The sequence below is a fragment of the Thioclava sp. DLFJ4-1 genome, assembly GCF_002020145.1.
In the GTDB taxonomy this organism is placed as follows: Bacteria; Pseudomonadota; Alphaproteobacteria; order Rhodobacterales; family Rhodobacteraceae; genus Thioclava; species Thioclava sediminum.
In genome coordinates this window covers 133489-159255 of the sequence record NZ_MPZT01000004.1, presented here as the reverse complement: position 1 = coordinate 159255, position 25767 = coordinate 133489, and the positions used below count along the sequence as shown (strand labels likewise).

23 protein-coding genes and 2 tRNA genes are annotated in these 25767 nt (G+C 65.6%); 8 read left to right on the top strand and 17 right to left on the bottom strand.

Annotation, left to right across the window (positions count from 1 at the left end; translation table 11 throughout):
- The first annotated feature begins 40 nt into the window (after nt 1-40).
- The 3 genes from recJ to BMI85_RS13680 all read left to right on the top strand — a co-directional run bounded on the left by recJ (nt 41) and on the right by BMI85_RS13680 (nt 2131).
- Nucleotides 41-1783, top strand: a complete 1743-nt coding sequence (gene recJ / locus BMI85_RS13690; RefSeq protein ID WP_078547871.1) for a single-stranded-DNA-specific exonuclease RecJ — start codon at nt 41-43, stop codon at nt 1781-1783.
- 171 nt (nt 1784-1954) lie between these two features.
- Nucleotides 1955-2029 (top strand) — tRNA-Glu (locus tag BMI85_RS13685).
- A 27-nt stretch (nt 2030-2056) separates the two neighbouring features.
- Nucleotides 2057-2131 (top strand) — tRNA-Glu (locus BMI85_RS13680).
- A gap of 148 nt (nt 2132-2279) precedes the next feature.
- On the opposite strand, the gene BMI85_RS13675 is transcribed toward BMI85_RS13680, so the two are convergent.
- From BMI85_RS13675 to BMI85_RS13630, 10 genes are all read right to left on the bottom strand, one after another.
- Complete coding sequence (locus BMI85_RS13675; RefSeq protein WP_210402360.1) at nt 2280-4640, bottom strand: aldehyde dehydrogenase family protein; 2361 nt, start codon at nt 4638-4640, stop codon at nt 2280-2282.
- 11 nt (nt 4641-4651) lie between these two features.
- Entirely contained in the window at nt 4652-5581 is a 930-nt protein-coding gene (gene deoC / locus BMI85_RS13670) for a deoxyribose-phosphate aldolase (protein ID WP_093477036.1), read from the bottom strand.
- Nucleotides 5582-5763: 182 nt separating this feature from the next.
- Nucleotides 5764-6696, bottom strand: coding sequence for a ribokinase (rbsK, locus tag BMI85_RS13665; RefSeq protein WP_078520199.1), 933 nt, complete (start codon nt 6694-6696; stop codon nt 5764-5766).
- The gene (locus BMI85_RS13660; RefSeq protein WP_078601679.1) at nt 6689-7783 is read right to left on the bottom strand and encodes a DUF4432 family protein; all 1095 of its coding nucleotides are present in this window, start codon (nt 7781-7783) and stop codon (nt 6689-6691) included. Before BMI85_RS13660 ends, rbsK begins: the two co-directional genes overlap by 8 nt.
- Nucleotide 7784: 1 nt before the next feature.
- A complete protein-coding gene (locus tag BMI85_RS13655; protein WP_078570183.1) occupies nt 7785-8807 on the bottom strand; it encodes an ABC transporter permease in 1023 nt (340 codons plus the stop codon).
- A 16-nt stretch (nt 8808-8823) separates the two neighbouring features.
- Entirely contained in the window at nt 8824-9801 is a 978-nt protein-coding gene (locus BMI85_RS13650; RefSeq protein WP_078520201.1) for an ABC transporter permease, read from the bottom strand.
- Nucleotides 9798-11312 carry a sugar ABC transporter ATP-binding protein gene (locus BMI85_RS13645; RefSeq protein WP_078601678.1) on the bottom strand — a complete coding sequence of 505 codons (1515 nt, stop codon included), beginning with the start codon at nt 11310-11312 and terminating at the stop codon, nt 9798-9800. The genes BMI85_RS13650 and BMI85_RS13645 overlap by 4 nt, the downstream gene beginning before the upstream one ends.
- Before the next feature lie 76 nt (nt 11313-11388).
- A complete protein-coding gene (locus tag BMI85_RS13640; RefSeq protein ID WP_078601677.1) occupies nt 11389-12444 on the bottom strand; it encodes an autoinducer 2 ABC transporter substrate-binding protein in 1056 nt (351 codons plus the stop codon).
- A 132-nt stretch (nt 12445-12576) separates the two neighbouring features.
- A complete protein-coding gene (locus BMI85_RS13635; RefSeq protein WP_078601676.1) occupies nt 12577-13311 on the bottom strand; it encodes a DeoR/GlpR family DNA-binding transcription regulator in 735 nt (244 codons plus the stop codon).
- Between the two features lie 134 nt (nt 13312-13445).
- Nucleotides 13446-15074: an FGGY-family carbohydrate kinase gene (locus BMI85_RS13630; RefSeq protein ID WP_078601675.1), complete on the bottom strand. Its 1629-nt coding sequence runs from the start codon at nt 15072-15074 to the stop codon at nt 13446-13448.
- A gap of 350 nt (nt 15075-15424) precedes the next feature.
- Here BMI85_RS13630 and BMI85_RS13625 point away from each other — a divergent pair, with 350 nt between their 5' ends.
- From BMI85_RS13625 to BMI85_RS13615, 4 genes are all read left to right on the top strand, one after another.
- Nucleotides 15425-16366, top strand: coding sequence for a rhodanese-like domain-containing protein (locus BMI85_RS13625; RefSeq protein ID WP_078601674.1), 942 nt, complete (start codon nt 15425-15427; stop codon nt 16364-16366).
- 2 nt (nt 16367-16368) lie between these two features.
- Entirely contained in the window at nt 16369-17499 is a 1131-nt protein-coding gene (locus tag BMI85_RS13620) for a YeeE/YedE family protein (protein WP_143595087.1), read from the top strand.
- Nucleotides 17496-17660, top strand: coding sequence for a hypothetical protein (locus BMI85_RS21440; RefSeq protein WP_167376014.1), 165 nt, complete (start codon nt 17496-17498; stop codon nt 17658-17660). Before BMI85_RS13620 ends, BMI85_RS21440 begins: the two co-directional genes overlap by 4 nt.
- A 134-nt stretch (nt 17661-17794) precedes the next feature.
- Nucleotides 17795-18706 carry a DMT family transporter gene (locus BMI85_RS13615; protein WP_078601673.1) on the top strand — a complete coding sequence of 304 codons (912 nt, stop codon included), beginning with the start codon at nt 17795-17797 and terminating at the stop codon, nt 18704-18706.
- 6 nt (nt 18707-18712) lie between these two features.
- Here the strand turns inward: BMI85_RS13615 and minE are convergent, their stop codons facing one another.
- The 7 genes from minE to BMI85_RS13580 all read right to left on the bottom strand — a co-directional run bounded on the left by minE (nt 18713) and on the right by BMI85_RS13580 (nt 24670).
- A complete protein-coding gene (gene minE, locus BMI85_RS13610) occupies nt 18713-19033 on the bottom strand; it encodes a cell division topological specificity factor MinE (RefSeq protein WP_198453191.1) in 321 nt (106 codons plus the stop codon).
- Nucleotides 19030-19872 (bottom strand): septum site-determining protein MinD, encoded by an 843-nt coding sequence (gene minD / locus BMI85_RS13605; protein WP_078520208.1) that lies wholly within the window; start codon nt 19870-19872, stop codon nt 19030-19032. Before minD ends, minE begins: the two co-directional genes overlap by 4 nt.
- Nucleotides 19869-20633: a septum site-determining protein MinC gene (gene minC, locus BMI85_RS13600; protein ID WP_078547897.1), complete on the bottom strand. Its 765-nt coding sequence runs from the start codon at nt 20631-20633 to the stop codon at nt 19869-19871. The genes minD and minC overlap by 4 nt, the downstream gene beginning before the upstream one ends.
- A gap of 230 nt (nt 20634-20863) precedes the next feature.
- A complete protein-coding gene (locus BMI85_RS13595) occupies nt 20864-21673 on the bottom strand; it encodes a hypothetical protein (RefSeq protein WP_078601672.1) in 810 nt (269 codons plus the stop codon).
- A gap of 3 nt (nt 21674-21676) precedes the next feature.
- Complete coding sequence (locus BMI85_RS13590; protein ID WP_078541783.1) at nt 21677-22993, bottom strand: hypothetical protein; 1317 nt, start codon at nt 22991-22993, stop codon at nt 21677-21679.
- 220 nt (nt 22994-23213) lie between these two features.
- Nucleotides 23214-23993, bottom strand: a complete 780-nt coding sequence (locus BMI85_RS13585) for a DUF4394 domain-containing protein (RefSeq protein ID WP_143595086.1) — start codon at nt 23991-23993, stop codon at nt 23214-23216.
- A 179-nt stretch (nt 23994-24172) separates the two neighbouring features.
- Nucleotides 24173-24670 (bottom strand): lactoylglutathione lyase family protein, encoded by a 498-nt coding sequence (locus tag BMI85_RS13580; RefSeq protein WP_078601671.1) that lies wholly within the window; start codon nt 24668-24670, stop codon nt 24173-24175.
- Between the two features lie 102 nt (nt 24671-24772).
- Between BMI85_RS13580 and BMI85_RS13575 the strand changes: the two genes are divergently transcribed.
- The gene (locus BMI85_RS13575) at nt 24773-25660 is read left to right on the top strand and encodes a LysR family transcriptional regulator (protein WP_078601670.1); all 888 of its coding nucleotides are present in this window, start codon (nt 24773-24775) and stop codon (nt 25658-25660) included.
- Nucleotides 25661-25767: the final 107 nt, after the last annotated feature.

Genomic DNA, 25767 nt, shown 5'->3' with positions numbered 1-25767 from the left:
TGGCTGGCAGGGCTCGCATGATTTGGCTACACCCGAAGGCATGAGCAGTTTCCTTTCCGTCGAGCAATCCCTGACAGGCCGCCGCTGGATCGGCCCCACACCCGAGGCCGATCGGCTGGCCGAGGCGATGGCGCAACAGACGCGCCTGCCCTTGCCGCTTGCCCGTATCCTCGTCGCGCGTGGCGTCACGCCGGAGGAGAGCGAGGGCTTCCTCGAGCCCACGATCCGCGAGTTGCTGCCTGATCCGCGCAGCTTACGCGACATGGAGCAGGCAGCCGCACGTTTTCTCAAGGCGGTGAAGTCCGGCGAGAAGATCGCGGTCTTCGCCGATTACGACGTCGATGGCGGGTCCTCGGCGGCGCTGCTGATCAACTGGCTGCGCGCGATGGGGCGCGAGGCGACGCTGTATATTCCCGACCGGATCGACGAGGGCTACGGGCCGAACGTGCCCGCGATGGAAAGTCTCGGCGCCGAGCATCCGCTGATCGTCTGCGTCGATTGCGGCACGCTGAGCCACGAACCTGTGGCCGCCGCGAAACCCGCCGATGTCGTCATTCTCGACCACCACCTGGGCGGCGAGACCCTGCCGCCCGCGCTGGCCGTGGTGAACCCCAACCGTCAGGACGAGACCGGCGAGCTGGGCCATCTCTGCGCGGCCTCGGTCGTCTTCCTGATGCTGGTGGAGGCGAACCGGCAACTGCGCGACGAAGGCGTGCAGGGACCGCCGCTGATGACGCTGCTCGATCTGGTGGCGCTGGCGACGGTGGCCGATGTCGCGCCGCTCACGGGCTGCAACCGGGCGCTGGTGCGTCAGGGCCTCAAGATCATGGCGCGGCGCGAGCGGCCCGGCCTCGTGGCACTGTCGGATGTGGCCCGGCTCGACCGCGCGCCCGCCGCTTATCATCTGGGCTTCGTGCTGGGACCTCGGATCAATGCGGGCGGACGGATCGGCGCGGCCGATCTGGGCGCGCGGCTGCTCTCGACAACCGACCCGCATGAGGCGCAATCCATCGCCGAGCGGCTCGACCAGCTCAACACCGAGCGCCGAGAGGTCGAGAACGCCGTGCGGGAAGCCGCACTGACACAAGCCGAGGAGCGTGGCCTGAACGCGCCACTGGTCTGGGCGGCGGGTGCTGGCTGGCACCCGGGCGTCGTGGGCATCGTGGCCGCGCGGCTGAAAGAGGCGACGAACCGCCCCTCCGTCGTGATCGGCGTGGATGACGGGATCGGCAAAGGCTCGGCCCGTTCGGTCGCGGGCGTCGATATCGGGGCCGCGATCCAACGCGTCGCTGCCGAGGGACTGCTGCTGAAAGGCGGCGGGCACAAGATGGCGGCGGGCCTCACGGTCGAGGAAGACAAGCTGGAGCCCGCGATGGCGCGCCTGTCGGAGCTTCTGGCCAAACAGGGCGCGGGCGAAATCGGACCGCGCGACCTGCGCCTCGACGGGATGCTGATGCCGGGCGCCGCGACGCCGCAGCTGATCGAGGATCTGGACCGCGCAGGCCCCTTCGGCCAGGGCGCCCCTGCCCCGCGTTTCGCCTTCGCAGATATGGAGGTCGTGGGCGCGCGCCGGATCGGAGAAAGCCACCTGCGTTTCAATTTCGGCGACGGTATGGGCGGGCGGATCGAGGCGATCTGCTTCGGCGCCTTCGACGGCCCGCTCGGCCCCGCGCTGAGCCAGCCGGGCGCGCAGCGCTTCCACCTCGCCGGGCGGCTGGAGATCAACACATGGGGCGGGCGCAACAAGGTGCAGCTGCGCCTCGAAGACGCCGCCGAAGCGTAACCGCCACCCCGCCATCGCACGCGGAAAAGGGCTATATTTCCAAGGCTTCGCCGCTGCCGTAACGGAGGGACAAAAACTTTCCGAAAATCCGCAATTACCCTCTTGCGAGTCACGGTTCTCTGGCCTAAACACCGCTCCACCTTAGGCAGGTATGCCCGGAAGGTTCAGAGTGGTCCGTTCGTCTATCGGTTAGGACGCCAGGTTTTCAACCTGGAAAGAGGGGTTCGATTCCCCTACGGACTGCCACTTCCGAGCCCTGACTGAGCGTTGTGCGGTCCGTTCGTCTATCGGTTAGGACGCCAGGTTTTCAACCTGGAAAGAGGGGTTCGATTCCCCTACGGACTGCCAATACTCCCCTGATTTAAAAACGATTTTGTCGCGCGCCACCTGGTCGCGCGTGTTTGCGTTTATCGCCTGGCGTGCCTTTGCGCGCGCCGATCCCGCATGAAAAAGCGGCCCGTTTCGGGGCCGCTTTCTCGTTTCCCATTCAGAGGCCTCACGCGCCGTAGGGCACCCAGATGTTCTTCACCTGCGTCGCGCGGTCGAGGAACAGACGCCCCTGACCCGCACGGGCTCCCCAGTCGCGGGCGTCATCGGCTTCGACCCAGGTCTGCTTGAGGTTCCCGGCGCTTTGCGCCTCGACCATCTGGCAGCCATCGGCATTGCCGAAATACCACATCGCATCGACGCCATCATGGGCGGCCAGCGTCTTCGCCAGCTCGTCGCGCGGGCCGGTGACGATGTTGACCACGCCACCCGGCACGTCGGACGTGTCGAGCACCTGATAGAGGTCGGTCGCGGCCAGCGGATGCGTCTGGCTCGGGACCAGCACCACGCGGTTGCCCATCGCGATTGCAGGCAGCACCAGCGAGATCGCCCCCAGAAGCGGCTGCGCGGTGGGGGCCACCAGCCCCATCACCCCGATCGGCTCGTTCATCGCCAGCGTCACGAAGTCCGACTTGGTCGCATGGACCGCGCCGTCGAACTTGTCGGCCTGGGCTGCATACCAGAAGCAGCGCGCGACCGCCGTCTCGACCTCGGCCTCGGCGGCTTTGCGCGAGGCGCCGAAGCTTTCCAGACGGGCGGCGAATTCCGCGCCGCGCGCCGAGAGGTTCTCGCCGATATAATAGAGCACCTGCGCCCGGTTATGGCCCGTGGTCTTGCCCCAGCCCTTGGCCTTATGCGCGGCCTCGACCGCGTTGCGGATGTCCTTGCGGTTGCCGAGCCCTGCAAGCCCCACGACCGCTTTGCCGCCCTTCACCTGATAGCTGTAGCCGCTATCGGGCCGCGCCTGCTTGCCGCCGACATAGAGCTTCGCGGTGCGGTCGATATCGCCGCCCTTGATCGTGTCGGCGGGGCCGGTTTCCAGCTCGGCGGGCGTCGTGCCCTTACCCTTGCCGGTTGCCGCCGCCGGGTTGCGCAGATAGGCGCGCATGCCTTCGCGCCCGCCCTCGCGGCCGAAGCCGCTCTCACGATAGCCGCCGAAGCCCGCGCCCGCGTCGAAGATGTTCGTGGAGTTGATCCAGACGATCCCGGCTTTCACCTGCCCCGCGATGTCGAGGCACAGGTTCACGTTCTCCGACCAGATGCTGGCCGCCAGCCCGTAGCGCGTGTTGTTGGCCAGCGCGACCGCATCGGACGGCGTGCGGAAGGTGGTGAGCGTGACCACGGGGCCGAAGATTTCCTCGGTCGCGAGAACGCTCGCAGGCTCCACATCCGTCACCAGCGTCGGCGGGAAGAAGCAGCCCTGCGGCGCGGAGCCTTGGGTCAGCGTCGCGCCCTCGCTTGCGCCCTTCTCGACCAGATCGCGGATACGCGCGAGTTGCGAGGGATGCACGATCGCGCCGATATCGGTGCTCTTGTCCATCGGATCGCCGGTGCGCAGCGTCTTCATCCGGGCGCGCAGCAGCGTCTCGAACCGCTCGGCCACCGCCTCAGCCACGAGGATGCGCGAGCCTGCGCAGCAGACCTGACCCTGATTGAACCAGATCGCATCCACCACGCCTTCGACGGCGGCGTCCAGATCGGCATCCTCGAAGACAACGAAGGGAGATTTGCCGCCCAGTTCCAGCGTCAGCGCCTTGCCGGACCCGGCGGTGCGTTCGCGCAGGATGCGGCCCACATCGGTCGAGCCGGTGAAGGCCAGCTTGTCGATCCCCTCATGGCCGACAATGGCAGCGCCGGTCTCGCCGTCGCCGGTGACGATGTTGATCACGCCTTTCGGGATGCCGCATTCCTGCGCAATCTCGGCGAAGGCCAGCGCGGTCAGCGGCGTATATTCGGCGGGCTTCAGCACCACCGTATTGCCAGCGGCGAGCGCCGGCGCGACCTTCCACGACAGCATCAGCAGCGGGAAGTTCCACGGGATGATCTGGCCGCAGACGCCCTGCGCGGTGTGGCCCGGCAGCTCGTCCTCCAAGATCTCCGCCCAGCCCGCATGGTGATAGAAGTGGCGCGCGACCAGCGGGATATCGATGTCGCGGCTCTCGCGGATCGGCTTGCCGCTGTCGAGAGTCTCCAGCACCGCCAGAAGGCGCGAATGCTGCTGGATGTGGCGGGCCAGCGCATAAAGGTGCTTCGCACGCTGATGGCCCGACAGCTTCGCCCAACCGCTTTGCGCCTTGCGCGCGGCGGAGACGGCGGCATCCACGTCCGACGCCGTGCCCTGCGTGACGCGCGCCAGCACCGTGTCGCTCGCCGGATCGCGGACCTCGAACAGATCGCCCGGCTTGGTCATCGCGCCGTCGATGAAATGGCCGAAGCCGCCCTCATGCTTGGCGAGCCATTTGCGCGCCTGGCTATCGTCTTCGGGGGCCACGCCGTACTCCATCGTTTCGAGGATGTTCTGAATGGTCATTTTGTCTCTCCTCAGGCCAGCGCGTGACGGCTGCTATCGGCGTAACGGCCGGTGACGTAATGCTCCAGCTGGCGCTCGATATCGCCCAGCATCGAGCTTGCGCCGAAGCGGAACAGGTCGGGGTTGAGCCAGTCGCGGCCCAGTTCTTCTTTCATCAGGATCTGCCAGGCCAGCGCCTCTTTCGCCTGCTTCATCCCGCCCGCGGGTTTGAAGCCGATGCGGTGGCCGGTCGCCATCCCGTAATCGCGCAGCGCGCGCAGCATGGTCAGACTGACGGGCAGCGTGGCGTTGACGCTTTCCTTGCCGGTCGAGGTCTTGATGAAATCGGCCCCCGCCTGCATCGCCACCATCGAGGCGGAATAGACGTTGTTGAGCGTCTCCAGCTCGCCAGTCGCCAGGATCGCCTTCATATGGGCGTCGCCGCAGGCCTCGCGCATCGCCGCGATCTCGTCATGCAGGCCCTGCCAGTTCCGGGTGAGCGCCAGTTCGCGGTTGATCACGATGTCGATCTCGGCTGCGCCCTGCGCCACCGCCCAGCGGATTTCCTCGAGCCGCAGATGCAGCGGCATCAGACCTGCCGGAAAGCCTGTCGCGACCGAGGCCACGGGGATATTCGACCCTTCCAACGCCTTGACGGCATGGGGCACCATCGTCGGATAGACGCAGACCGCGCCCACGGTCAGCTCGCCCGCGCTCAGGCCCAACCCAGCTTCGATATGCGAAGCCAAGGGCTTGCGCGCCTTCGCGCAGAGGCGTTTCACCCGGCCCTCGGTATCGTCGCCCGCAAGCGTCGTCAGATCGACGCAGCGCACCGCGTTGACCAGCCACGCCGCCTGATGCGCCTTCTTCACGCTGCGCCGGGTGGTGAGCGTCGCGCAGCGGCGCTCGGCGGCGGCGCGGTTCACCCGGTGGCCTTCGAACATGCCCACATCGAGCGCCATGCCGGGGTTGCGCGCATGCTCCCCTGCGGCCGCGGCGGTGGGCACCAAAGCCCCTTCCGCACGCGTCTCGGTCTTCATTTCGGTTTTCATTGCGTGTCTCCTAAATCGGGACTCGTCACACCCACGCCGCCACATCCGGGGATTTCCCCGGGCCTGCGCGATCGGGACAAGATCAGCATAAGTCAGCCGAGCCCATGCTCGGAAAGAAAGTCGTCGAATTCGGCGGGCGTCGCGTAGCTTGTTTGCGTGCCGCGACGCGTGATCGACAATGCGGCATAGCGCGCGGCGCGGGTCAGCGCCGCGGTGGGCTCCATTCCTTGGCCGAGGAAATGCGCGAAGCTGCCGATGAAAGCGTCGCCCGCGCCGGTGGTATCGACCGGGCTTACCGAGACGGGTGCGATCTCTTCGACGGTGTCCGCGGTGATCCGGCGCGCGCCGCGACCGCCGAGCGTCACAACGACATTGTGGATGCCGCGTTCGATCAGGCTGCGCGCGGCGGCGATCACTTCGTCATCGGTGCCGGTGGGCAGCCCCGAAAGCATCGCCAGCTCGCTCTCGTTCGGGCAGAACCAGTCGAGCCCGTCGAGCCGCGCGATATCCAGATCGGGATGCGCAGGCGCGGGGTTGAGGATCGTCGTCACCCCTTCGCGCGCCCCGAAAGCCACGGTGTGATAGACGGTTTCCAGGTCGACCTCGAGCTGCATCAGGATCGCGGAGGCCGCGCGCAACGTCTCGGCCGCCGCATCGACATCCGAAGGCGCCAGCGCCGCATTGGCCCCTTTCACGATCAGGATCGCATTCTCGCCATCGCGCTCGACGAAGATCGGCGCCACGCCCGAGGCCGAGCCTTCGACGGTGCGCACATGGGTCGTGTCGATCCCGTTGGTTTCCAGATTGGCGCGGACTTGCGGGCCGAACCCGTCATCGCCCACGCAGGTGACCATCGCCACATCCGAGCCCAGACGCGCGGCGGCAACCGCCTGGTTCGCGCCTTTTCCCCCGAAGCCCATTGCGAAATCGGGAGCTTCCAAGGTTTCGCCGCGACCCGGCATCCGGTCGATATAGGTCACCAGATCCATCATGTTCGAGCCGACGACGGCTATCTTCTCAGGCATTCTCTTTCTCCGTCAGGTCGGAAATCGTCTTGGCGAGCGCGGTGGTCTCGGCCTTGTCAGTATAGCCGAAGCGGGTCGCGAATTGCGCGGTCTCTCCGGCTGCGAGGCTGCGGACATGCCCCTTCGCCTTCTCCGCCGTGTAGCCCTCGGGCTCGCAGGTGGACGGCAGCGCGAAGGCCGCGACCGAGGCATCCTCGCCGTTTAGTATCCAGCGCGCGAGGTGGTCGAATTGATCGGGCCGCCAGCTCATCGAGAAGCCGTCGCCCGCGGGCCGCTCCAGAAGCGCATGGCTTTCGCCCGATGCATCGGCTGCGGGGCGCTCGATATAGAGAACCTGCTCGGGGTTCCATTTCTCGGGTGCGTCCAGCGTGGCGCTGTCTTCGGGCGCCTCGGCCAGCAGTTCGATGAAATCGGTATAGGCCCGCGTCGGCTGCACATGGGCGGGCACGTCGCGGCGGACGCGGGTACGCTCAGGCGTGAAGGGGGCCGCCTGATGAATGCGCCCGCCGCTCACGAAGGCGAAGTTCACATGGCACATATACATCAGGTCCATCGGCAGGGCGGAGCGGTTCTCGACCGCCATCGCCATCTCGATGAGCGTGTTTTCCCGCACCGTGATCGAGGGCATCGCCCGGTAATGCGGCCCGAAACCACGGATGTAATCGACGTGACCGCCAAGGCGCACAAAGGCGCCCTGCCCGTCTTCGCCGATCTCCAGATGGGCCGCATCCATCGAGGCGCAGGCCATCTCGCCATGCAGGGGATGGTCGTCCTGCGGCCCGGGGCAGCCGTTGCGCAGCAACCCAGAGTGATAGGCAAGGCAGCCATAGGTCTCGACGATCACCTGCGCCGGGCGCGGCTCGTCAAAGGCGCTGTCCATCGTCAGGCGCACCCCGTCGAACACCGCATCCCAGAGCATCTGGCCCATGTAAGGCAGCATCTCGACCCGGCCGCGCGGGGTGTCCACGCCGATCATCTCGATGCCAAGCGCGGTGCGCCAGCCGGTGACGGTGAAGCTGTCTGTCTTGGCGAGCACGCTCGGGGCCAGCCCGAACCGCTCGCGCGGAAGAGGAATGATCACGCTCATCTTACGCTCCTTTCCGGCGGCGCCAGGAATTGAGGGCGATCACCCCGATCAGGAAGGCGCCCCAGACGAAATCGATCAGGTGGTTCGAGACCCGCATCATCTGGAAGCCCGAGGACAACAGCGTCAGCGAGATCAGTGCAAGGGCGACGCCCAGCACATTGCCGCGACCGCCTGCGGGGTTGGTCCCGCCCAGCACCGCGATCAGCACCGCCTGCAGCAGGTAGGACGCGCCGTAATCCGACTTCGCCGCATTGGTCCGCGCCGACAGCAGGATCCCCGCCATCGCGGCCAGCATCCCCGTCAGCATATAGGAATAGAGGATCATCTGGCCGCGCTTCACACCCGCATAGACCGCCGCTTTCGGGTTGGTCCCGATCAGTTTGAGCCGCAGGCCGAAGGAGGTCCGCGCGAGCAGCAGCGACAGCGCGATGCAGACCAGCACGAAGATCACCAGCGGCACCGGAATGCCCAGCAGCTTGCCGTTGCCGATCGCGTTCCAACCCGGCGGGAAGCCGACGATCGCAGGCCCGCCCGTCAGCACCAGGCACATCCCGATGAAGACCTGGCCCGTGCCCAGCGTCGCGAGGATCGGCGTGATCTTCAGCACCGAAATCAGGAAGCCGTTCAACAGCCCCGCCAGCAGCCCCACGATCAGGGCCGCGCTCACGCCCAGCGTCACCGGGCCGAGGCCCAACGCGCCCGAGCCGCCATCGCCCGCCATCGCGCCGAACAGCGTGCCCGCGGTGATGCCCGCAAGGTTCGCGACGCCCACGATGGACAGGTCGATCCCCCCAGTCAGCATCGCGATCATCATCGCGATCGACAGGATGCCGAGTTCCGGCATGAAGAAGGCCATCGACTCGAAGTTATAAGACGACAGGAACATCGAAGGCCGCAGCGCCGTCATCGCGATCAGCACCAGCACGCAGGATACGGCCAGCATGACATTGGTCTGTGCCGCCTCGCCCTTGAGCCAGCCGCGCAGGCCGGGCCGGGAGGTGGCGTTGGTCTTGGTCTCGCTCATCATCATCTCCCCTGCCTCACACCAAAGCCCGACGGTCGCGCAGCGCCGTCACGGTCACAGCCGCAACCAGCATCGCGCCCACGACGACCCGCTGCCATGTCGTATCAATCCCCATCAGGATCAGCGAATTCTGGATCATCACGAGGATGAACACGCCCAGCACCGTGCCCAGCACCGTGCCGCGCCCGCCGAAGATCGACGCGCCGCCCAGCACGACCGCCGCGATCACGTCGAGCTCCAGCCCCACGAAGTCGCGCGGATTGGCGAGCCAGATCATCGAGCTGTGCAACAGCCCCGCAAAGCCCGCCAGCGCGCCCGCCGTGACATAGACGAAGATCATCGTGCGGCCAGTCGAAAAGCCCACGCGTTTGGCCGCTTCCGGGTCCGCGCCATAGGCATAAACCGAGCGCCCGATCATCGTGTGCTTCAGCACCAGATGCAGCGCGACGGCGAGGCCCAGATAGATCACGATCATCGCGGTCAGCCCGTAGGTCGAGCCGTTCGCACGCTCAAGCACGAACAGATCGGTCTTGCCGAAATTCACCAGTGCCTCGGGCATCTTGTTGATGTTCACGTTCGAGGTGCCGACGAGGCCCAACACCAGCCCGCGCACGACGGACGCGGTGCCGAGCGTCACGATCAGCGGGATCATCTTGAACTTGTGGATGATGCCCGCGTTCATCAGGCCCAGAAGCCCGCCGATTATGATCGCCGAGGCAAAGGGCAGCACCAGCCCGTTATAGTCGAGCGCCACCATCGAGCGGACCACGAGATACATCCCCGCGACCGCGAAGGCGGTGAAGGACACGTCGATCCCGCCCGATATCATCACCAGCAGAACGCCAAGCGCCATGATGCCGATCACGACGTTTTCCTTGAGCAGGCTGAACAGGTTGGACATCTGCCAGAAAGCCGGGTTCACCAACCCGATGAAGATCATCGCGACCGCAAGGATCGCCAGAATGATCGCGTCGGAGCTGCGCAGGAATCTCATGCGGGCTCTCCTTGTTTTTCATTGGACAGCGCCGCGTCGAGCGCCTCTTCGGTCAGCGCGTCGCCCGCGAGTTCTCCGGTGATGCGGCCTTCGGTCATGCACAGCACGCGGTTGCAGTTCGCAGCCAGCTCCGGCAGGTCGTCCGAGATCATCAGAACCGCCAGATCGTTATTGCGGGTCAGGTCCTGAATGATGCCGTGGATCTGCTCTTTAGAGCCGACATCGACGCCCACGGTCGGGCCGTTCAGGATCAGCACGCGCGCATCGGTCATCAGCCAGCGGCCGATCATGACGCGCTGCGCGTTCCCGCCCGAGAGAGTGCCCACCGGCACGTCGATCCCCGGCGCGGAAATCGCCATCTCGCCGAACATCTTGTGGGTCTCCTCCCCCGCCTTCTCGGCATCGAGCCACAGATGCGGCGCGAAGCGGCTCAGCGAGGAGACGATGGCGTTGTCGCGGATCGAGCGGGTCAGGAACAGCCCCTCCGACAGGCGATCCTCGGGCACATAGGCGATGCCAGCCGCGATCGCCTCGGGGACGTTCTTCGGCATCACGGGCTTGCCATCGACCCGCATCTCGCCGGTCATGTCGTTGCGCAGACCGAAAATCGCCTGCGCGATGGCCTTGCGTCCCGCGCCGATCAGGCCGGACATGCCGACGATCTCGCCCGGCATCAGCGTCAGGTTGATGCCCTGCGCCTTGTCGCCGACGGTCACGTTACGCAGCTCCAGACGCGGTTCGCGGCCGCTGACATCGGGGGCTATGAAATGCCCCTGATGCAAATCGCGCCCGGTCATCGCACGGGTGATCGAGCGTTCGTCATAATCCGAGATCGGGCCTTCGGTGACCTTCTTGCCATTGCGGAAGACGGTGAGACGCTCGGAGATTTCCAGCATCTCGCGCATCTTGTGGCTGACGAAGAGCGTGGCGATGCCGTCGGCCTGCAAATCCCGCACGATGCGGAAGAGGCGTTCGACTTCGCGGCCCGTCAGCGTCGTCGTGGGTTCGTCCATGATGATCAGCCGCGCATCGGCGAGCATCGCACGCGCAATCGCCACGATCTGACGGCCCGCGGCGGGCAGCGTCTCAACGGTCGCATCGAGGTCGAGCGTCACATCGAGCCGCGCCAGCACGTCGCGCGCCATCTTGCGCGCCCGGGTCCAGTCGATCCGGGTCTTGCCTTCGCGCAGGAAGGTGTTGAGCGCGAGGTTCTCGACCACTGTCAGTGTCGGGAACAGAGAGAAATCCTGGTAGATGACCTGCACGCCATGGGCGATCGAGGTCGCGGGGTCGAGCTTGCCGACCGGTTTGCCGTCGATCAGGATCTCGCCCTCGTCGGGCTGATAGACGCCCGAGACGATCTTGATGAGAGTGGATTTGCCCGAGCCGTTTTCGCCGGCGAGGCAGTGGATGCGGGCAGCGTCGAGCGTCAGCGACACGTCATCGAGCGCGCGCACGCCGCCGAAGCGCTTTGAGATGTTGCGCAGCTCGATCAGGGGAGCGGTGGCCATGGGGGTCTCCTCGCAGGCAGGTCGGCAACGGGTGGCGCGACCGCGCGCGCCACCCGAGCTTGAGAACCGTCAGGGATCAGAAGTCGTATTGATCCATGTTGTCCTTGGTCACGCCGACCCAGCCGGCCCCGTAGAGCACTTTCGCGTCCGCGCTATCGGCTTCCTTGAGATCGGTATAGCCTTCGAGACCGAGGTTGGTGCCCGCCTTGATGTCGGCATGGTCCTTGCCCGCATCACGCGCTTTCAGCTCGGCCAGTGCGATCATGTTCATCGCATAGCCTGCAACCGCCGGGTCCCAGAACTGGATGTAGCTGATATCGCCCTGCGAGATGTACTGACCCGCGACCGACGGAAGACCGGTGCCCGCGAAATGCAGTTTGCCCTGCAGACCGCCTTCGGCGATCAGACGACCGGCACCTGCCGAGGTCGGCATCGGACCACCCACGACACCGGCGATGTCGGGATGCGCGGTCAGCGCCTCTTTCAGCTTGTTGTAGTCGGTGTTGGCGTCGTCGTAGGTCTCGAGACGATCCGTCGCGAGCGACATGTCCGGATAGGCTTCCTTCTGACGCTCGATCGCGCCGTCGATCCACTCGTTTTGCGACTTCGAGGTCAGCGAGCCGACGGTGGCGACATATTTGCCCTTCTCACCCATCTGCTTGGCGAGGTGGTCCATCAGCTCCGCGCCATAGGCTTTGTTGTCGAAGGCTTCGATGTCGTAATCGACATTCTTGATGTTCGAGGCTTCGTGGCTGACCACGACGATGCCGCGATCGCGGGCCTTCTTGAGCACCGGCTCGACCGCTTCCACCGAGAACGGCACCACGGCGATGGCGTCCACGCCCTGCGCGATTAGGTTCTCGATCAGCTGCACCTGCGCTGCCGCATCCGCCTGCGAGGGGCCGACCATCCAGGTGTCGCTGCCGGTGTCGTCGCCGAACTGCTTCACGCCGTCACGCATCCGGTCGAACCACGCGATGCCGTCCACCTTCACAACGGTCGCGATGTGATAGGTCTTGTCGGAGCTGAGCATTTCCTTGTCGACATTGCTCGTGTCGACGACCTGCTGCGCCAGTGCCGGGGTGGCCATGGCGACCGCGAATGCAGCGGCCGGAATGAATCCGAGCTTCATGATAATTCTCCCTTCAAGCGGACCTCCTCGTCCGCGTTTCCCGGTTCAGGCGCATGCCGAAACCGGCCCTCCAAGTAATGTTACGATCGCAACATAACTCGGGACCATCTAGGGGATGAAGGGAAGTGTCAACTACATCTTAAGCTGCGCTGCAGCGAGAAGTCCGGCCTCGGTGACGACGCCGGAAACCTCGTCGAGAGACGCGAAAACGACCGGCTTGCGCTGGCCGATCTTGCTGGCATCCATGACAACAAAACACTGTTTTGAAAGCTCTATCGCCGCACGTTTCAAGGGGACTTCATAGTCGTGCGAACAGCTGAGCGCCCCGTCGGAATCGAGCCCGCCCGCGGACAGGAACGCCACATCAATGTTCAAAGGCGCCAATCGGTCGTGCGGATTTCCCGCATGGCAGGAGCGCGTGCTCGACTTGATTTCGCCGCCCAGAAACTCGACCGGGACGCTGCTGCGCCCCTGCAGGATCTCCGCCGTGGTCAGACAATGGGTGATGATTCGCCGCGCTTTGCCCTGCGCCAGAAGCCGCGCGAGATGGGGCAGCGTGGTGCCGGTATCGAGGAACACGACTGCCCCCTCGGGCACCAGATCCAGCGCATGGCCCGCAGCCGCGCGCTTGGCGTCGATGGCGCGGTTCATCTGCGCGTCGAAGTCGTAATGCTCAGTCGTGCGGGTGGTGACGATATAGCCGCCCCGGCAGGCAAACCCCGCTTCGGGCTGCGCCGCATCGCGCCGCAGGGTCATCTCGGTCACGCCCATCTGCTCGGACAGGTCGCGCAAACGCAGGGCGGGCGAGACATCGAGCAAGGCGGTTATCTGGTCGATCCGCTCTTGTTGGCGGCTGGGTCTGGTCACGATTTGGCTTTCAAGGTTTGGGTTTCGAAACGCATTCTATAATCCGCAGAGTGTCCGAAACCGGACCTGCGAAAGCAAGCACTGCGTTCCAAACCGCACTGCGCCGCAGCGTCACACCTTGTTACCCAATCCCGTCACTCGGCCGCCTTGGCCATGCTCTCGCGCACCGAACGCGCCATCGATTGCAGCGTCAGGAACGCCTCGAACCGGGCCGCATGCAAACGCTCCACCGCGCCGCCTGCGGGCGCAAAACGGGATGCGACCTGCGACATCGCGCGCATCGCGGCCTGCAGGTCGTCGAACCCCTCCGCCGCAACCGCGCCAAGCATCGCCGCCCCCAGCAGGACCGGTTCCTCGCAGCGGGTGACCACGACGTCGCGCCCGGTCGCATCCGCGATGATCTGGCGGGTGACGGGATGCGCCCCCGCCCCGCCCGAGATCGAAATCTCCGAGATCGGCGCGCCATGTTCGGCCTGCACCTCGATGATCTGGCGCAGCCCATAGGCCAGCCCGCAAACCCCCGCAACGTAGAGCGCCACGAGCGAGTCCAGCCCGGTCTCCATCCCCTGCCCCACGATCACCGCCCGCGCATCGGGATCGGCAAAGGGCGCGCGGTTGCCAAGAAATTCCGGCACCACGTGCAGCCCATCAGCAAGCGTTGCGACCTCCGAAGGTGAACCCGCCGCCTCGAGCGCGAGATCGGCGAGGAATTCCGGCACGGATTTGCCGGCGGCCTCTGCCCGGTCACGCGCCTCCTGCGCCGCGGGATGCAATTGCACGAGCTGCGCAATCGCCGCCCCCGCACCCGATTGGCCGCCCTCATTGAGCCACATCCCCGGGATCATCGCCGAGAAATACGGCCCCCAGACGCCGGGCACGAAGGCAGGCTCACGCGTCGAAGTCATCGTGCAAGACGAGGTACCGAACACATAGCCCAGACAGTGCGCCGGATCGCCCGACCCGCCCTGCGCCGCCACGGTGCCGATCCCGCCGGCATGGGCGTCGATCAGCCCGGCGGCGACCGGCGTTCCGGGCGACAGGCCCATCTGCGCGGCGGCTGCCTCGGTCAGCCCTGCCCCAAGCGGCGTGCCCGGATCGACGATACGCGCACCGATCCGTTCGAAGCCGCCCTCGGCCAGATCGCCAAGGCCGATCGCGTGGAAATAGTCCGGATCCCAGCGGCCCTCATGGGCGAGATAGGTCCATTTGCAGGTGACCGTGCAGGCGGAGCGCTCCAGCGCGCCGCTCGCCTTCCATGTCAGAAAATCGGCGAGATCGAAGAATTGCACGGCCTGCGCGTAGATCTCGGGGAGCTCCTCGCGCAGCCACATCAGTTTCGGCGTCTGCATCTCCGGCGAGATCCGGCCGCCCACATAGCGCAGCACGTCGTGATCGCCCGCATTGATCCGCGCCGCCTGATCGCGGGCGCGGTGATCCATCCAGACGATGACATCGCGCTCGGGCGCATCAGGATCGCCCACGGGCAAACCGCCCTCCGGGCCGATCACGGCGAGCGAACAGGTCGCGTCGAACCCGATCCCCGCGACATCGCGCGGGTCTGCCCCCGAGGCCGCCAAGGCCCCTTTCACCGCATCGCAAACCGCCTGCCAGATCTGGGCGCTCGATTGCTCGACATGGCCATGATCGTCCTGCCACATCTCCAACGGGTGCTTGCCGACGCCGAGAAGCGTGCCCTCCCGATCGAAAATCCCGGCGCGCGCCGAACCGGTTCCGACATCGACACCGACGAATAACTTGCTCACGTTGATCCTCCCCAGACGCGCATCTTGCCCAATCCTTAACGGTATCGGGCGCGAACTGCCAACCCGGGGGCGCGGCAGGCGATTCTCGCAACACAGAGCAGCCGCGCCGCCGGAACCCCGATATCGAGGCCGAAAGGCGTGCCGCTGCGAATAAAAACGCGGTCGTGCGGTTCAGCGCCGCGATGGACCGCGCGTCCACCCCACCACACGGAAAGGGACGCATATCTCACGAACGATCACGAATTTGGAATATTTTCCTCACGCGCAATAGAAGCAGTGAACCGCATAAGCTTGCCATCACGAAAATCCTGAACAATTTGGGACAAAATCCCTAACCAGCGAGGTTACCCATGACCCGTCTCGCACGTATTTCCGCAGCCGTCGCGACCGGCGCTGCTCTCTTCGCCGCCAGCTCTGCGATGGCCAGCGACCTCGGCCCGCTCGTCACCCCGAGCGAACTGAACGCCGAGATCGACACGGTCGATCCGGTGCTGCTCGACATCCGCACCGGCAGCTATGAAAAAGGCCATATCGACGGAGCCGTCTATGCGCCCTATTCGCTGTTCCGCGGCCCGGATAACAATCCCGGCCAAGTGCCGCCGATCACGAAGCTGCAGGCGTCCTTCGAGCAGATCGGCCTCGAGCCCGACCGCCCCATCGTGATCATCGCGCAGGGCGATACCGACACTGACTTCGGCGCAGCCGCGCGCGTCTACTGGACGCTGAAAAGCACGGGCTTCACCGAGCTGTCGATCCTCAATGGTGGCACGACCGCCTGGGCCAACGCTGGCCTGCCGATGTCGGACGTGACCGAGAACCTGATGCCCACCGATCTCGATCTGACGTGGAACGACCGCTGGACGGCGGAAACGCCCGCCGTGAGCGATGTCGTCAACGGCAAGGGCAAGGCTGTGCTCGTCGATGCGCGTCCGCCCGCCTTCTTCGAGGGCAAGAAAGCGCACTCCGCCGCTTCGCGTCCCGGCACCCTGCCCGGCGCCGAGAACCTGCCCTACACCAAGTTCTTCCGCTCGGGCGCGACGGTCATCGACGCGAAAACCGATGCGGCCGCTCTGAAAGAGCAGCTGGGCATCAAGGACGGCGAAGAGGTCGTGTCCTTCTGCAATACCGGGCACTGGGCGGCGACCGACTGGTTCGCCATGTCCGAGCTCGCAGGCATCGAGAACGTGAAGCTCTACCCCGGTTCGATGGTGGAATATTCCAAGACCGACGGTGAGATGGCGAACACGCCCGGCCTGTTGCGCAACCTGCTCAACCAGCTCACCGGAGGCTGACGATGAATACTGCCATTCTTGAACGGCAGGCGGCGTCGGGCGGTATCGCCCGGCGCAGTGCTTTGATCGTCGCCGCTCTCGTGGCGATCGGTGCGCTCGCCCTGTTCGGCGGCGCGCGCTACGGCTTCATGCTTGCGATCGGGCTGGGCTTCGGCATCGCGCTCGAAGGGCTGCGCTTCGGCTTTGCGGGCCCTTGGCGCGCGATGATCGTGCGGCGTGAGCCTGCGGGCATCCTCGCGCAGCTTCTGGCGATCGCGCTGGTGTCCATCGTCGCGATCCCGGCAATCTCGAGCCATCCGGGCGAGCTGACCGGCGCGCAGGCCCCGATCGGCTTCGCGATGGTCGGCGGCGCGTTTGTCTTCGGTGCGGCGATGCAGGTCGTGATGGGCTGCGGCTCGGGCACGCTTGTGAACGCAGGCTCGGGCAACCCGATCGGGCTGCTCGCGCTGCCGTTCTTCGCCATCGGCAGCTTCTTCGGCGCTTACGGGCTGATCTGGTGGACCAATCTCGGCGCGCTGCCGATCCTGACCCTGCGTGGCACGAGCGGACTTGCCGTGACGCTGGTTCTTCTCGGGCTGGTCGCGGCCACGGTCTTCTTCCTCGGCAAGCGCGGCTCGCGAAGCCTGCCGCGGCGCTACATCATCGCGGCCCTCGTCCTCGCAGCGCTCGCCATCGCGAACCTGCTGGTCGCAGGGCAGCCTTGGGGCGTGGTCTACGGGCTGGGCCTCTGGGTCGCCAAGGGCGTGAACGGAATGGGCTTCGACCTGACGCAATCGGCCTTCTACGCAGCCCCCGGCTCGATCACCCGTGTGAAGGAGAGCCTGCTGACCGACTACACCTCGCTCACCGATATCGGCCTGATCGCGGGCGCGTTCGGGGTCGCCGCTTGGCGTCAGGGCGGGCTGTCGCAGAAATTGCCGAGCTATCCGGCCCGCGCCTGGGCCGCGACGATCATTGCAGGCTTCCTGCTGGGCTATTCCTCGCGACTGGCCTTCGGCTGCAACGTGGGCGCGTTCTTCTCGGGGATCTCGACCGGCAGCCTTCATGGCTGGGTATGGTTCGCTGCAGCCTTCGCGGGCGCCTATCTGGGCATCTGGCTACGGCCCCGCCTTGGACTGGAGGCACGCGCATGACCCGGAAAGCGACTGCCTTCACCGCCCTCGCGGCCCTGCTTCTTCTGATCGGCGCCGATCTAATCGGAGCGCCGCTCAATCCCTACCAAGCCCCTCCGGCCTTCGCCTTCGGATCCGGTCAGGTCGCAAGCGGCGGGTTCTGCGGAGCCTTGCCGAACTGATCTCCCAAAATCCTTGCGATCTGGGACACCGGCCCGCTTCCCTCGGGCCGGTGTTCTCTTGCCCGGCCTTGGAACCGCGCGCGCGGACCGCTAGAGATCGCCAGACGCGCGGTCCGCGCGAAGGGAGCCCCATCATGACCAGACATCCGATGTTCGGGATATTCCTCGCGCTGTTCGGCGCGCTGGCAATCTCGCCCGACACGCTGCTGATGCGCTGGTCGGAGATGAGCGGCGCGCAGATGGTGATGTGGCGCGGCTTGCTGATGGGCGGCGCGATGTGGCTGACCTCCATCACCCTGCGCAGACGACACCTGAAGCGGGACTTGCGCGCGCTCGCCAGCGGCGCGGGGTTGGTGCTGATCGCCTGCCATTTCTCGAACATGACGCTGTTTGCCGTGGGGATCGCCGCCGCCCCGGTGTCGGTCGTGCTGTTCAGCGTTTCGACCGTGCCGGTCTTCGCGGCGCTGCTGTCCCGGCTGCTCCTGCGTGAAAACACCCACTGGTCCACATGGCTCGCGATCGCCGCCGTTCTCAGCGGAATCGGGCTGGCCGTCTTCGGCCCTGCCCCGGCGAGCGTGGGCGGCAATCCGATCTACGGCGCGCTTGCGGGGCTTGGGGTCGCGTTGAGCCTGTCGACGACCTTCGTCACGATCCGGCGCAATCCGCATTTGCCGATCCTGCTTGCCGTCGGCTCCGGGGCCGGGCTGGCCGGACTTTCAGCACTGCTCTGGACGGGAGGCGCGGCCGCGACGGGCGGTCAAATCTGGGCGATCGCGCTGGCGGGCGGCGTGGTGCTGCCGATCTCGTTCATGTCGCTGTCGTTTGCCTCGCGCTACACCTCGGCCTCGAATGTCAGCCTGCTGATGCTGCTCGAGACGATCCTCGGGCCGATCTGGGTCTGGTGGGGAACGGGTGAGGCTCCGAGCCGCGCGATGCTGATCGGCGGGGCGATCGTGATCGGGAGCTTGGCGCTCTATCTCTGGCACGCGGGCCATCGGCAAAGCGTTCTCCGGCGCAGCCAATCCGCCGCGCCGGAGCATCTCTAGTAACGCTTACTTCCGTGCAGCCGACTTGGCGGCCGGTTTCGCGGACTTCGCGGATTTGGCGGCTTTCTCCGAATCCGAGGGCATCTCGATATTGATCTCGAGGCTCGAGATATCGTCGTTGCGCTCCATCCGGATATCGACGCCATCCTCTTCGATCTGCATGTATTTGCGGATCACCGCGAGGATGTCGCGTTGAAGATCGGGAAGGTAGTCGGCCTGCGCCGACCCGCTTCCGCGTTCATGCGCGAGCAGGATCTGCAAACGGTCCTTGGCCGTCTGCGCCGATTTCGCGCGGCGGGGTTTGAGCGAGAAACCGAACAGGCTCATGCGGACCGCCCGAAGAGACGACCGATGAAGCCGGGACGCTTCTCGCCCGGAATGCGCATCGGAATATCCTCGCCCAGCAGGCGCGAGACCGCGTCGTCATAGGCCGCCGACGCGCTCGACGGCTCGTCGAGCACGACCGGCATGCCGGTGTTCGACGCACGCAGAACGGCGGTGCTTTCGGGCACGATACCGATCAGCGGGACCGCCAGAAGCTCCAGCACGTCCTCGACCGTCATCATCTCGCCCTTGTCGATGCGCGACTGGTCGTGACGGGTCAGCAGCACCTGCGCCTTGACCGGCTCGCCGTCGCTTTCGGCCCGGCGGGTCTTGGACGACAGAAGGCCCAGCACCCGGTCGCTGTCGCGCACCGAGGAGACTTCGGGGTTGGTCACGACGACTGCCTCATCGGCGAAGAACATCGCGAGCTGCGCGCCGCGCTCGATCCCGGCGGGGCTGTCGCAGATGATGTAGTCGAATTCCTGACGCAGCTCGTCGAGCACCTTCTCGACGCCCTCTTGCGTCAACGCATCCTTGTCGCGGGTCTGCGAGGTCGGCAGGATCGAGAGCGTCTCGACCCGCTTGTCCTTGATCAGCGCCTGCTTGAGCCGTGCATCGCCCTGAATGACGTTGATGAAGTCGAACACCACGCGGCGCTCGCAGCCCATGATCATGTCGAGGTTGCGCAGGCCCACGTCGAAATCGATCACGACGGTCTTATGGCCGCGCTTGGCGAGACCGGCAGAGATTGCGGCGGCGGAAGTGGTCTTGCCCACGCCCCCCTTGCCCGAGGTGATCACGATCACCTTGCCGAGCGGCGAATCGTCCTTGAGTTGCGTCATTCGAACGCCTCCACACAGAGTTTGTCATCGTCGAGGAAAACCTGCACGGGCTTGCGACGAAGCTCCGCGGGGATGGTTTCGCTCGTTTTGTAAAGGCCCGCGATCGCGAGCAATTCGGCGTCGAGCTGGCGGCAGAAGATGCGCGCGCTCTCATCGCCATGTGCGCCTGCCATCGCCCGTCCACGCAGCGTGCCGTAGACGTGGATGTTGCCCGCCGCGACCAGTTCCGCGCCCGACGCGACCGATCCGACCACCGTCAGATCGCCATGTTCGGCCACGATCATCTGGCCCGAACGCACCGGCGTTTGCACGACCTTGTTGCGCGGGACCGGGGGGGCCGCCCGCTTCGCCGCGGGCTGCGGCTTTTGCGGTTTTTGCGGCTTCGGCTCGGGCATCGCGGTCTCGCGGCCCACCTTGATCGGAATAATTCCGTAGCCTTTTACCGCGTTTAGCTGCGCCTCGGTGGCGTTTTGCGCCCCGAAGATCTGCAGATCGCGCGCGAAAAGGTTGTCGATCATGTCGCGCACATCGGCCGGTTTCGAGAACTCCGGCACCTGCGCGAAGTCCAGCACCATCGGCGCTCCGGCCAACAGATGCGGCGTCTTCGCGAGCTGCGCATCGAGCGCGGCATAGAACACGTCATCGGGCGCGTCTGTCTCGAGCCGTAGCGCGATGGCGGTCAGGAACAGACCGCGGAACTGGAAAGGTTGAACCGAGACCGGCGCAGGCTTCTGCCCGGTCGGAGATAGGGTATCTGACACGAGGGTAGCTCGCTTCTGCTCAGGAGTCGGGGCGCATCGTGCACCCACGTTGTTTTTCTTTGTTGTGTCGGATCACGCACTGCAAACGCCAGCACAAAATCGCGATGGCCTCTCTACTCGGCTAAATCCTGCCGTCAACCGGAAGTAGACGAAGTTTTCGTGTTCAGGCGCAGAGGCAGGCTCGGATCGCAGGTTGACCCAACGTCGTCAGGCGGTATCGCCGCGCCGGATCACTCAAGCATTGCCGTCGCGAGCTGGCTGTCGAGAAGCTCTTCGGGCAGCAGGATGTAGATATCTTCCGGCGGGGTGGTCAGCGAATAGATCATCACGCCGGGATCGACGCCCATGTCGATCAGATATTCCATCGTCCGCCCCTGCCCGCGCTGGATTTCCTCGACCGCGAAATAGGCGGGCATGTAGAGGTTCTCGTCGTAATAGTGCTGGTGCATCCCGACATATCCGTCGGGCGAGACGCGGCGCTCCTGTCCGGAGGCGAGAATATATGGACAGGCCGACATGCAGGCCATGCCGGGCAGGATCACGGTGTTCTTCTCGGCCTCGCGCAGCACGCGGCCAATCGCCAGCGCCTCGCTCACTTCGCCGCCGGGGCTGCTGAGTGCGATCGTCGCCGGGGCCTCCTCGGGCGCGTCGCCTTCGGTGAGCCCCGCGAGATAGGTTTCCAGCCGATCCGCATCGCCCGGCGCGATGGCGCCGTTCAGCAGCAGCACCGAGCCAATACCCTCGACCTCTTCGCGCTCGAAGGTCAGCCGGTCGGGATAGTTCGACGGCAATTCGATACCCGGCGGCAGCGCAGGCGCATCGCGGCGCGGCGTCGGGCGTGCGGGATCGAAGCGGCGGCGCTGATCGCCCGGCGCGACCGGCTCGGTCATTTCCGGCACGGCGGAGGGCGGCTGCGGGCGGTAGCGCCCCAGCCAGTCGCCCGCGATCATCACCACGGCGATGCCGACCTGCACCAGCAGGACGACGCGCAGCCATCGGCGCACGTCGAACCGGTCGAAGTTTGGCAGCGACAGGCGCATCGCTCAGCTCTCCGCAGGGCGCGGCGGCGGATCCGCGGGCGCAGGCGGATCGACCTTTTCGGACACCCGCTTGAGCATCTCGGCATCGGCGCCCCCCATCGTCTGCTCGACATCGCGCATCGCGTTCAGCGCGGCTTTCAGATCGGCCAGCGTCAGCGTCTCCTCGATCGGCAGCCCGTCGCGGCCCGAACGGATCGCGGCCTGCGTCACCGCCAGCACGAAGACCAGCACAGCGGGCAGCAGGTCGATCGCGATTGCACCGGCCCAGGAAGGCACGAAACTGCCCGCGTAGCGGATCACGGCTTCGGCGCTGGTGATCGGGTTATAGGCCGTCTGGATCGGCGGATCGCGGGCCAGAACCTCGTCGGCGGCGCGCTCGAGCGTGCGGCCCCGCTGATCGAGCGCTTCCAGAACGGAATCGATGGTCGAAGATTGCGCATCGCGGACATTGGTGGTGCGCCCGTCGAGTTCCGGCAGCACGACCGACGCCGGCAGATCCTGCGCCGCCCGCGCCACCAGCGGCGCGACAGACAGCTGATCAAGCCGCGCGATCACGCCCGCCAGTCGCACGCTCTGCTCGGCGAATTCGACCGAGCGTTTCTCCACCGGACCGGGCGCCACGATCAGCGCGCGCATCCGCCCGAGGATCTGGTTGCCGGTCTCGAAGGAGTCGTCGATCAGCGGCTGCTGCGCGCGGATCTGCTCTTCGAGATTGGCCAGTTCCTCGGTCTTCTGGGTCAGCACGCGGAACACCGCGCCCCGCCCTGCCGTGCCCGAAAGCTGGCCCGATTGTTCCTGATCCGCCAGCGCCTCGAAGGCGGCACGCGCGCGTTCGACCTCGCGGCCCAGCGCCTGCGCCGAGAGCGCGATGTCATGGGCCTGCTCCAGCGCGGACTGGTAGTCGCGCACGGTGGTGTCCAGATGCTGCTCCACCGCAGCCGAACCCGCCAGCGCCGCCGCATTGAGCCAGCTCGACATCGCGACGATGGCCAGAGAGCCGACGATGGTCGAGACCGTCAGCCCCAGAAACCCGCTCGCCGTGCGCATCGCGGGCAGAAGCCGCAGCATGTAGCTCCAGAAGACGAAAATCCCGACCGAGACGGCGATGGAATAGGCCAGCGCCGCGAAGAAGCTCATCGCGCCGTTATCCTCGAGGATCGAGGACACGCCGAGATAGGTATAGATCCCCGAGGCGATCGCCAGCACGCCCAGCGCCGCAGGTGTGATCGTGTCGAGCCAGGCCAGATGGCCCTCCAATTCCTTGGCGGTGCGCAGGCCTTTGGTCTCGGCCGCGCTCAGTCGTTTGGTGGGTTCGGTCATCTGGGGCTCGCCCTTCTCGAAATTGGGATCGGGAATTGATCACAATTGGGGCACGGCACGGTGAATTTTAAGGGTTTGGAAAGAATAGTTTACTTCAGCCTGCGCCTGCGCGCGCCCGCTTGCGGCGGTTTCGCGCGTGATCTGCACCCGAATTGGTGAGGCCACCCGGGGGACTCCGGGTGGCCTCGTCTTGACGAACCGGCCACAACCGGCGCCCCACTTACATCGCCGGCAGGATCGTCAAGTCACGGATGTCGCCGCCGGCCCCTTCGACCATGCCCTTGCCCATCGCCTCACCACTCTCGAGGTCGACGGTGTAGAGCATGTTCCCGGTGGCGAGCCACGCCGTGTTTTTCATGTCTTCGGTAGTCTGGATGTCGAACGCATAGCCTTCGCCCGGCATGTCGATGCCGAACTTGCCGATGGCGGCGAGCGTGCCGTCATTGGGCGAGGTCTGCTGGATCAGCGCGACGATGGTGGAATCCACGTCATACATCGCGGTGCTGTCGGGCATCCCGTAGCTGTTGGCGTAGGCGGCCGCCGCGATAGCCGGGGCCTCGCCCGCATGCATGTCCTTTTCCTCATAAGCGAGGCTGCCATCGACGGTCACTTCGCCGGTTTCCACGTTCACGCGGTGATTGGTGGTGCCCGACATGAAGCGCAGCTTGTCGGCCTTCGGGTTGAAATCGACGATCACCGGCCCGTCCACGGGCAGCATCTTGTCCATCTGCGAGACTTTCGTCGCGGCGCCGCTTTCCATGTCGATCGTGTAGAGCGCCTGATCGGCATCCACCGCGACCAGCGTCTTGTTCGACGGGCGCAGGTCGATCCCGTGCAGCTTCGCGGTGCCGGTGACATCCATCGTGCCGGTGACTTCGAGCGTCTCGGTATCGAACATCACGAGCGTCTTGTCGCCCACGAGGCCGATGGCCGAGGCCGCCAAGGCACCGCTTGCGCCCATTGCGGTGACGAGAGCGGTCGAGAGGGTCAGTTTCAGCATGGTTATTCCTTTCGTTTCCCTGTTCGCGGCAAGCGCCTTTCGCGCCGTCCATGCCCCCTAGACCCGGCCAGATGCGGATTGGATGCAGGAAATCGAAATTTTTTCTGCGAGGTCGTGCGCGCCCCCCTGCGAGGCAAAGAAAACACCGGCCCCATGAGTGACGGGACCGGTGAGAAAGATCAGACGTAGGCGCCCGCCGAATAGGTCAGATCATAGCTGTGACTGTAGATCTCGAAGACGATGCCGAACGGGTCTTCGACATAGACCATGCGGTAAGGCTTGGTGCCGGGGAAGTACTCCCGGATCGGCATCCGCTGCCGCCCGCCGGCGTCGACGATGCGCTGGGTCAACCCTTCCACATCAGGGTCCTGCACGGCGAAATGAAAGGTGCCGTGGCGCTTGTGTTCCAGCTTGTCCTCTGGCGCGTAATTGCCAGGGAACTCGAAGATCTCGATACCGATGCCATCGGCGGTCGACAGATGCGCGATCCGCAGCGAGCCCCAACCGGGCCCGAACACATCGGTGCACATCACGCCAATGGCGCTGTCATCCTCGACGGCCTCGGAAGGCTCCATCACGACATAGAACCCGAGAACCTCGGAATAGAACGTCACGGCGGCCTCGAGGTCGGGAACCGACAGGCCGATATGGGAGAAGGTGCGCGGGGTGGTTGCCATCTCAAGGCTCCTTTCAGGTTGCGATGACAGCGATATGGATTGCCGCACCCCTCATGTGAAATTATCATACTTCATCCAAACAATAACGATCCGTTATCTCTTATGCTGAACGCAACCTGGCTCGAAACCTTCACCGCGCTTTGCGAGGCCGGGCATTTCACCCGCGCCGCGGAGCGGTTGCACATGACCCAGCCGGGCGTGAGCCAGCACCTCAAGAAGCTGGAAGCTCAGGTCGGACAAAAGCTGATCACGTGGCAGGGCAAGAGCTTCACGCTGACCCCGGCGGGCGAGGCGGTTTTCGCGCTCGGCCTGTCGCGGCGGGCCGAGGAGAAACGCCTGCGCGACGCGATCGAAACCGATGATCGGGATGCGGGGCCGGTGCATATCGCCTGCTCAGGCAGTTTCGCGATGCTGCTCTACCCGATCCTGCTGGAGTGGATGCAAAGCGCGCCCGAGCTGAGCGTCCATCTGCAGGCCGCGCCACAAGCGGATATTCTGGCGGGACTGCTGGAGGGACGGTTCGACCTCGGCGTACTCGGCGCGGACCCGGATCACGCCCGGCTCGAGGCGCAGCATATCGGGCGCGAGGAGCTGTGCCTCCTGCTGCCTGCCGGGGCCGCGCCGCCCGAGACCTTCGCCGATCTCGACGCGCACGGCTTCATCGCCCATCCAGACGGCTACGCCTATGCCGACGACCTGCTGAAGCTGAACTTCCCCGAGGCCTATCCCGGTGCCGACCGGCTGCGCCTGCGCGGCTCGGTCAACCAGATCGGGCAGATCCCTGCCCCGGTGGCAAAGGGGATCGGCTACACCCTCCTGCCGCGCAGTGGGGTCGAGGCCTTCGCGGACAAGGCGCAGCTCTCCGTCACCCCGTTGCCGAAGCGTCGCTGGCACGAGCTGTGGCTGGCCTCCCGGCGCGGGCGCAGCGCCCCAGCGCGCGTGCTCCATACGCAAGAGATGATCGCCGAAGCCGCCCGGCAATTGCGTTGAGCGCCACGCTTTTCGACCGAAATCCAAGATTATTTTCATCCAATCGACTGTTTCGCGGGTCTAGAGCTTGGAAACAGGAGAAAATCGTGAAGAACTTGGTCCGGGAG

Coding starts and splice junctions, on each gene's coding strand:
- BMI85_RS13620 (WP_143595087.1), top strand. CDS start 16,369: ATGAATACTGCCATTCTTGAACGGCAGGCGGCGTCGGGCGGTATCGCC.
- BMI85_RS13595 (WP_078601672.1), bottom strand. CDS start 21,673: ATGCGCCTGTCGCTGCCAAACTTCGACCGGTTCGACGTGCGCCGATGG.
- rbsK (WP_078520199.1), bottom strand. CDS start 6,696: ATGCCTGAGAAGATAGCCGTCGTCGGCTCGAACATGATGGATCTGGTG.
- deoC (WP_093477036.1), bottom strand. CDS start 5,581: ATGGCGCTCGATGTGGGCATGTTCGAAGGCCACCGGGTGAACCGCGCC.
- minD (WP_078520208.1), bottom strand. CDS start 19,872: ATGACGCAACTCAAGGACGATTCGCCGCTCGGCAAGGTGATCGTGATC.
- BMI85_RS13640 (WP_078601677.1), bottom strand. CDS start 12,444: ATGAAGCTCGGATTCATTCCGGCCGCTGCATTCGCGGTCGCCATGGCC.
- BMI85_RS21440 (WP_167376014.1), top strand. CDS start 17,496: ATGACCCGGAAAGCGACTGCCTTCACCGCCCTCGCGGCCCTGCTTCTT.
- BMI85_RS13585 (WP_143595086.1), bottom strand. CDS start 23,993: ATGCTGAAACTGACCCTCTCGACCGCTCTCGTCACCGCAATGGGCGCA.
- BMI85_RS13580 (WP_078601671.1), bottom strand. CDS start 24,670: ATGGCAACCACCCCGCGCACCTTCTCCCATATCGGCCTGTCGGTTCCC.
- BMI85_RS13590 (WP_078541783.1), bottom strand. CDS start 22,993: ATGACCGAACCCACCAAACGACTGAGCGCGGCCGAGACCAAAGGCCTG.
- BMI85_RS13615 (WP_078601673.1), top strand. CDS start 17,795: ATGACCAGACATCCGATGTTCGGGATATTCCTCGCGCTGTTCGGCGCG.
- BMI85_RS13650 (WP_078520201.1), bottom strand. CDS start 9,801: ATGAGATTCCTGCGCAGCTCCGACGCGATCATTCTGGCGATCCTTGCG.
- BMI85_RS13675 (WP_210402360.1), bottom strand. CDS start 4,640: ATGACCATTCAGAACATCCTCGAAACGATGGAGTACGGCGTGGCCCCC.
- BMI85_RS13655 (WP_078570183.1), bottom strand. CDS start 8,807: ATGAGCGAGACCAAGACCAACGCCACCTCCCGGCCCGGCCTGCGCGGC.
- BMI85_RS13575 (WP_078601670.1), top strand. CDS start 24,773: ATGCTGAACGCAACCTGGCTCGAAACCTTCACCGCGCTTTGCGAGGCC.
- BMI85_RS13645 (WP_078601678.1), bottom strand. CDS start 11,312: ATGGCCACCGCTCCCCTGATCGAGCTGCGCAACATCTCAAAGCGCTTC.
- recJ (WP_078547871.1), top strand. CDS start 41: ATGAGCAGTTTCCTTTCCGTCGAGCAATCCCTGACAGGCCGCCGCTGG.
- BMI85_RS13660 (WP_078601679.1), bottom strand. CDS start 7,783: ATGAGCGTGATCATTCCTCTTCCGCGCGAGCGGTTCGGGCTGGCCCCG.
- minE (WP_198453191.1), bottom strand. CDS start 19,033: ATGAGCCTGTTCGGTTTCTCGCTCAAACCCCGCCGCGCGAAATCGGCG.
- BMI85_RS13625 (WP_078601674.1), top strand. CDS start 15,425: ATGACCCGTCTCGCACGTATTTCCGCAGCCGTCGCGACCGGCGCTGCT.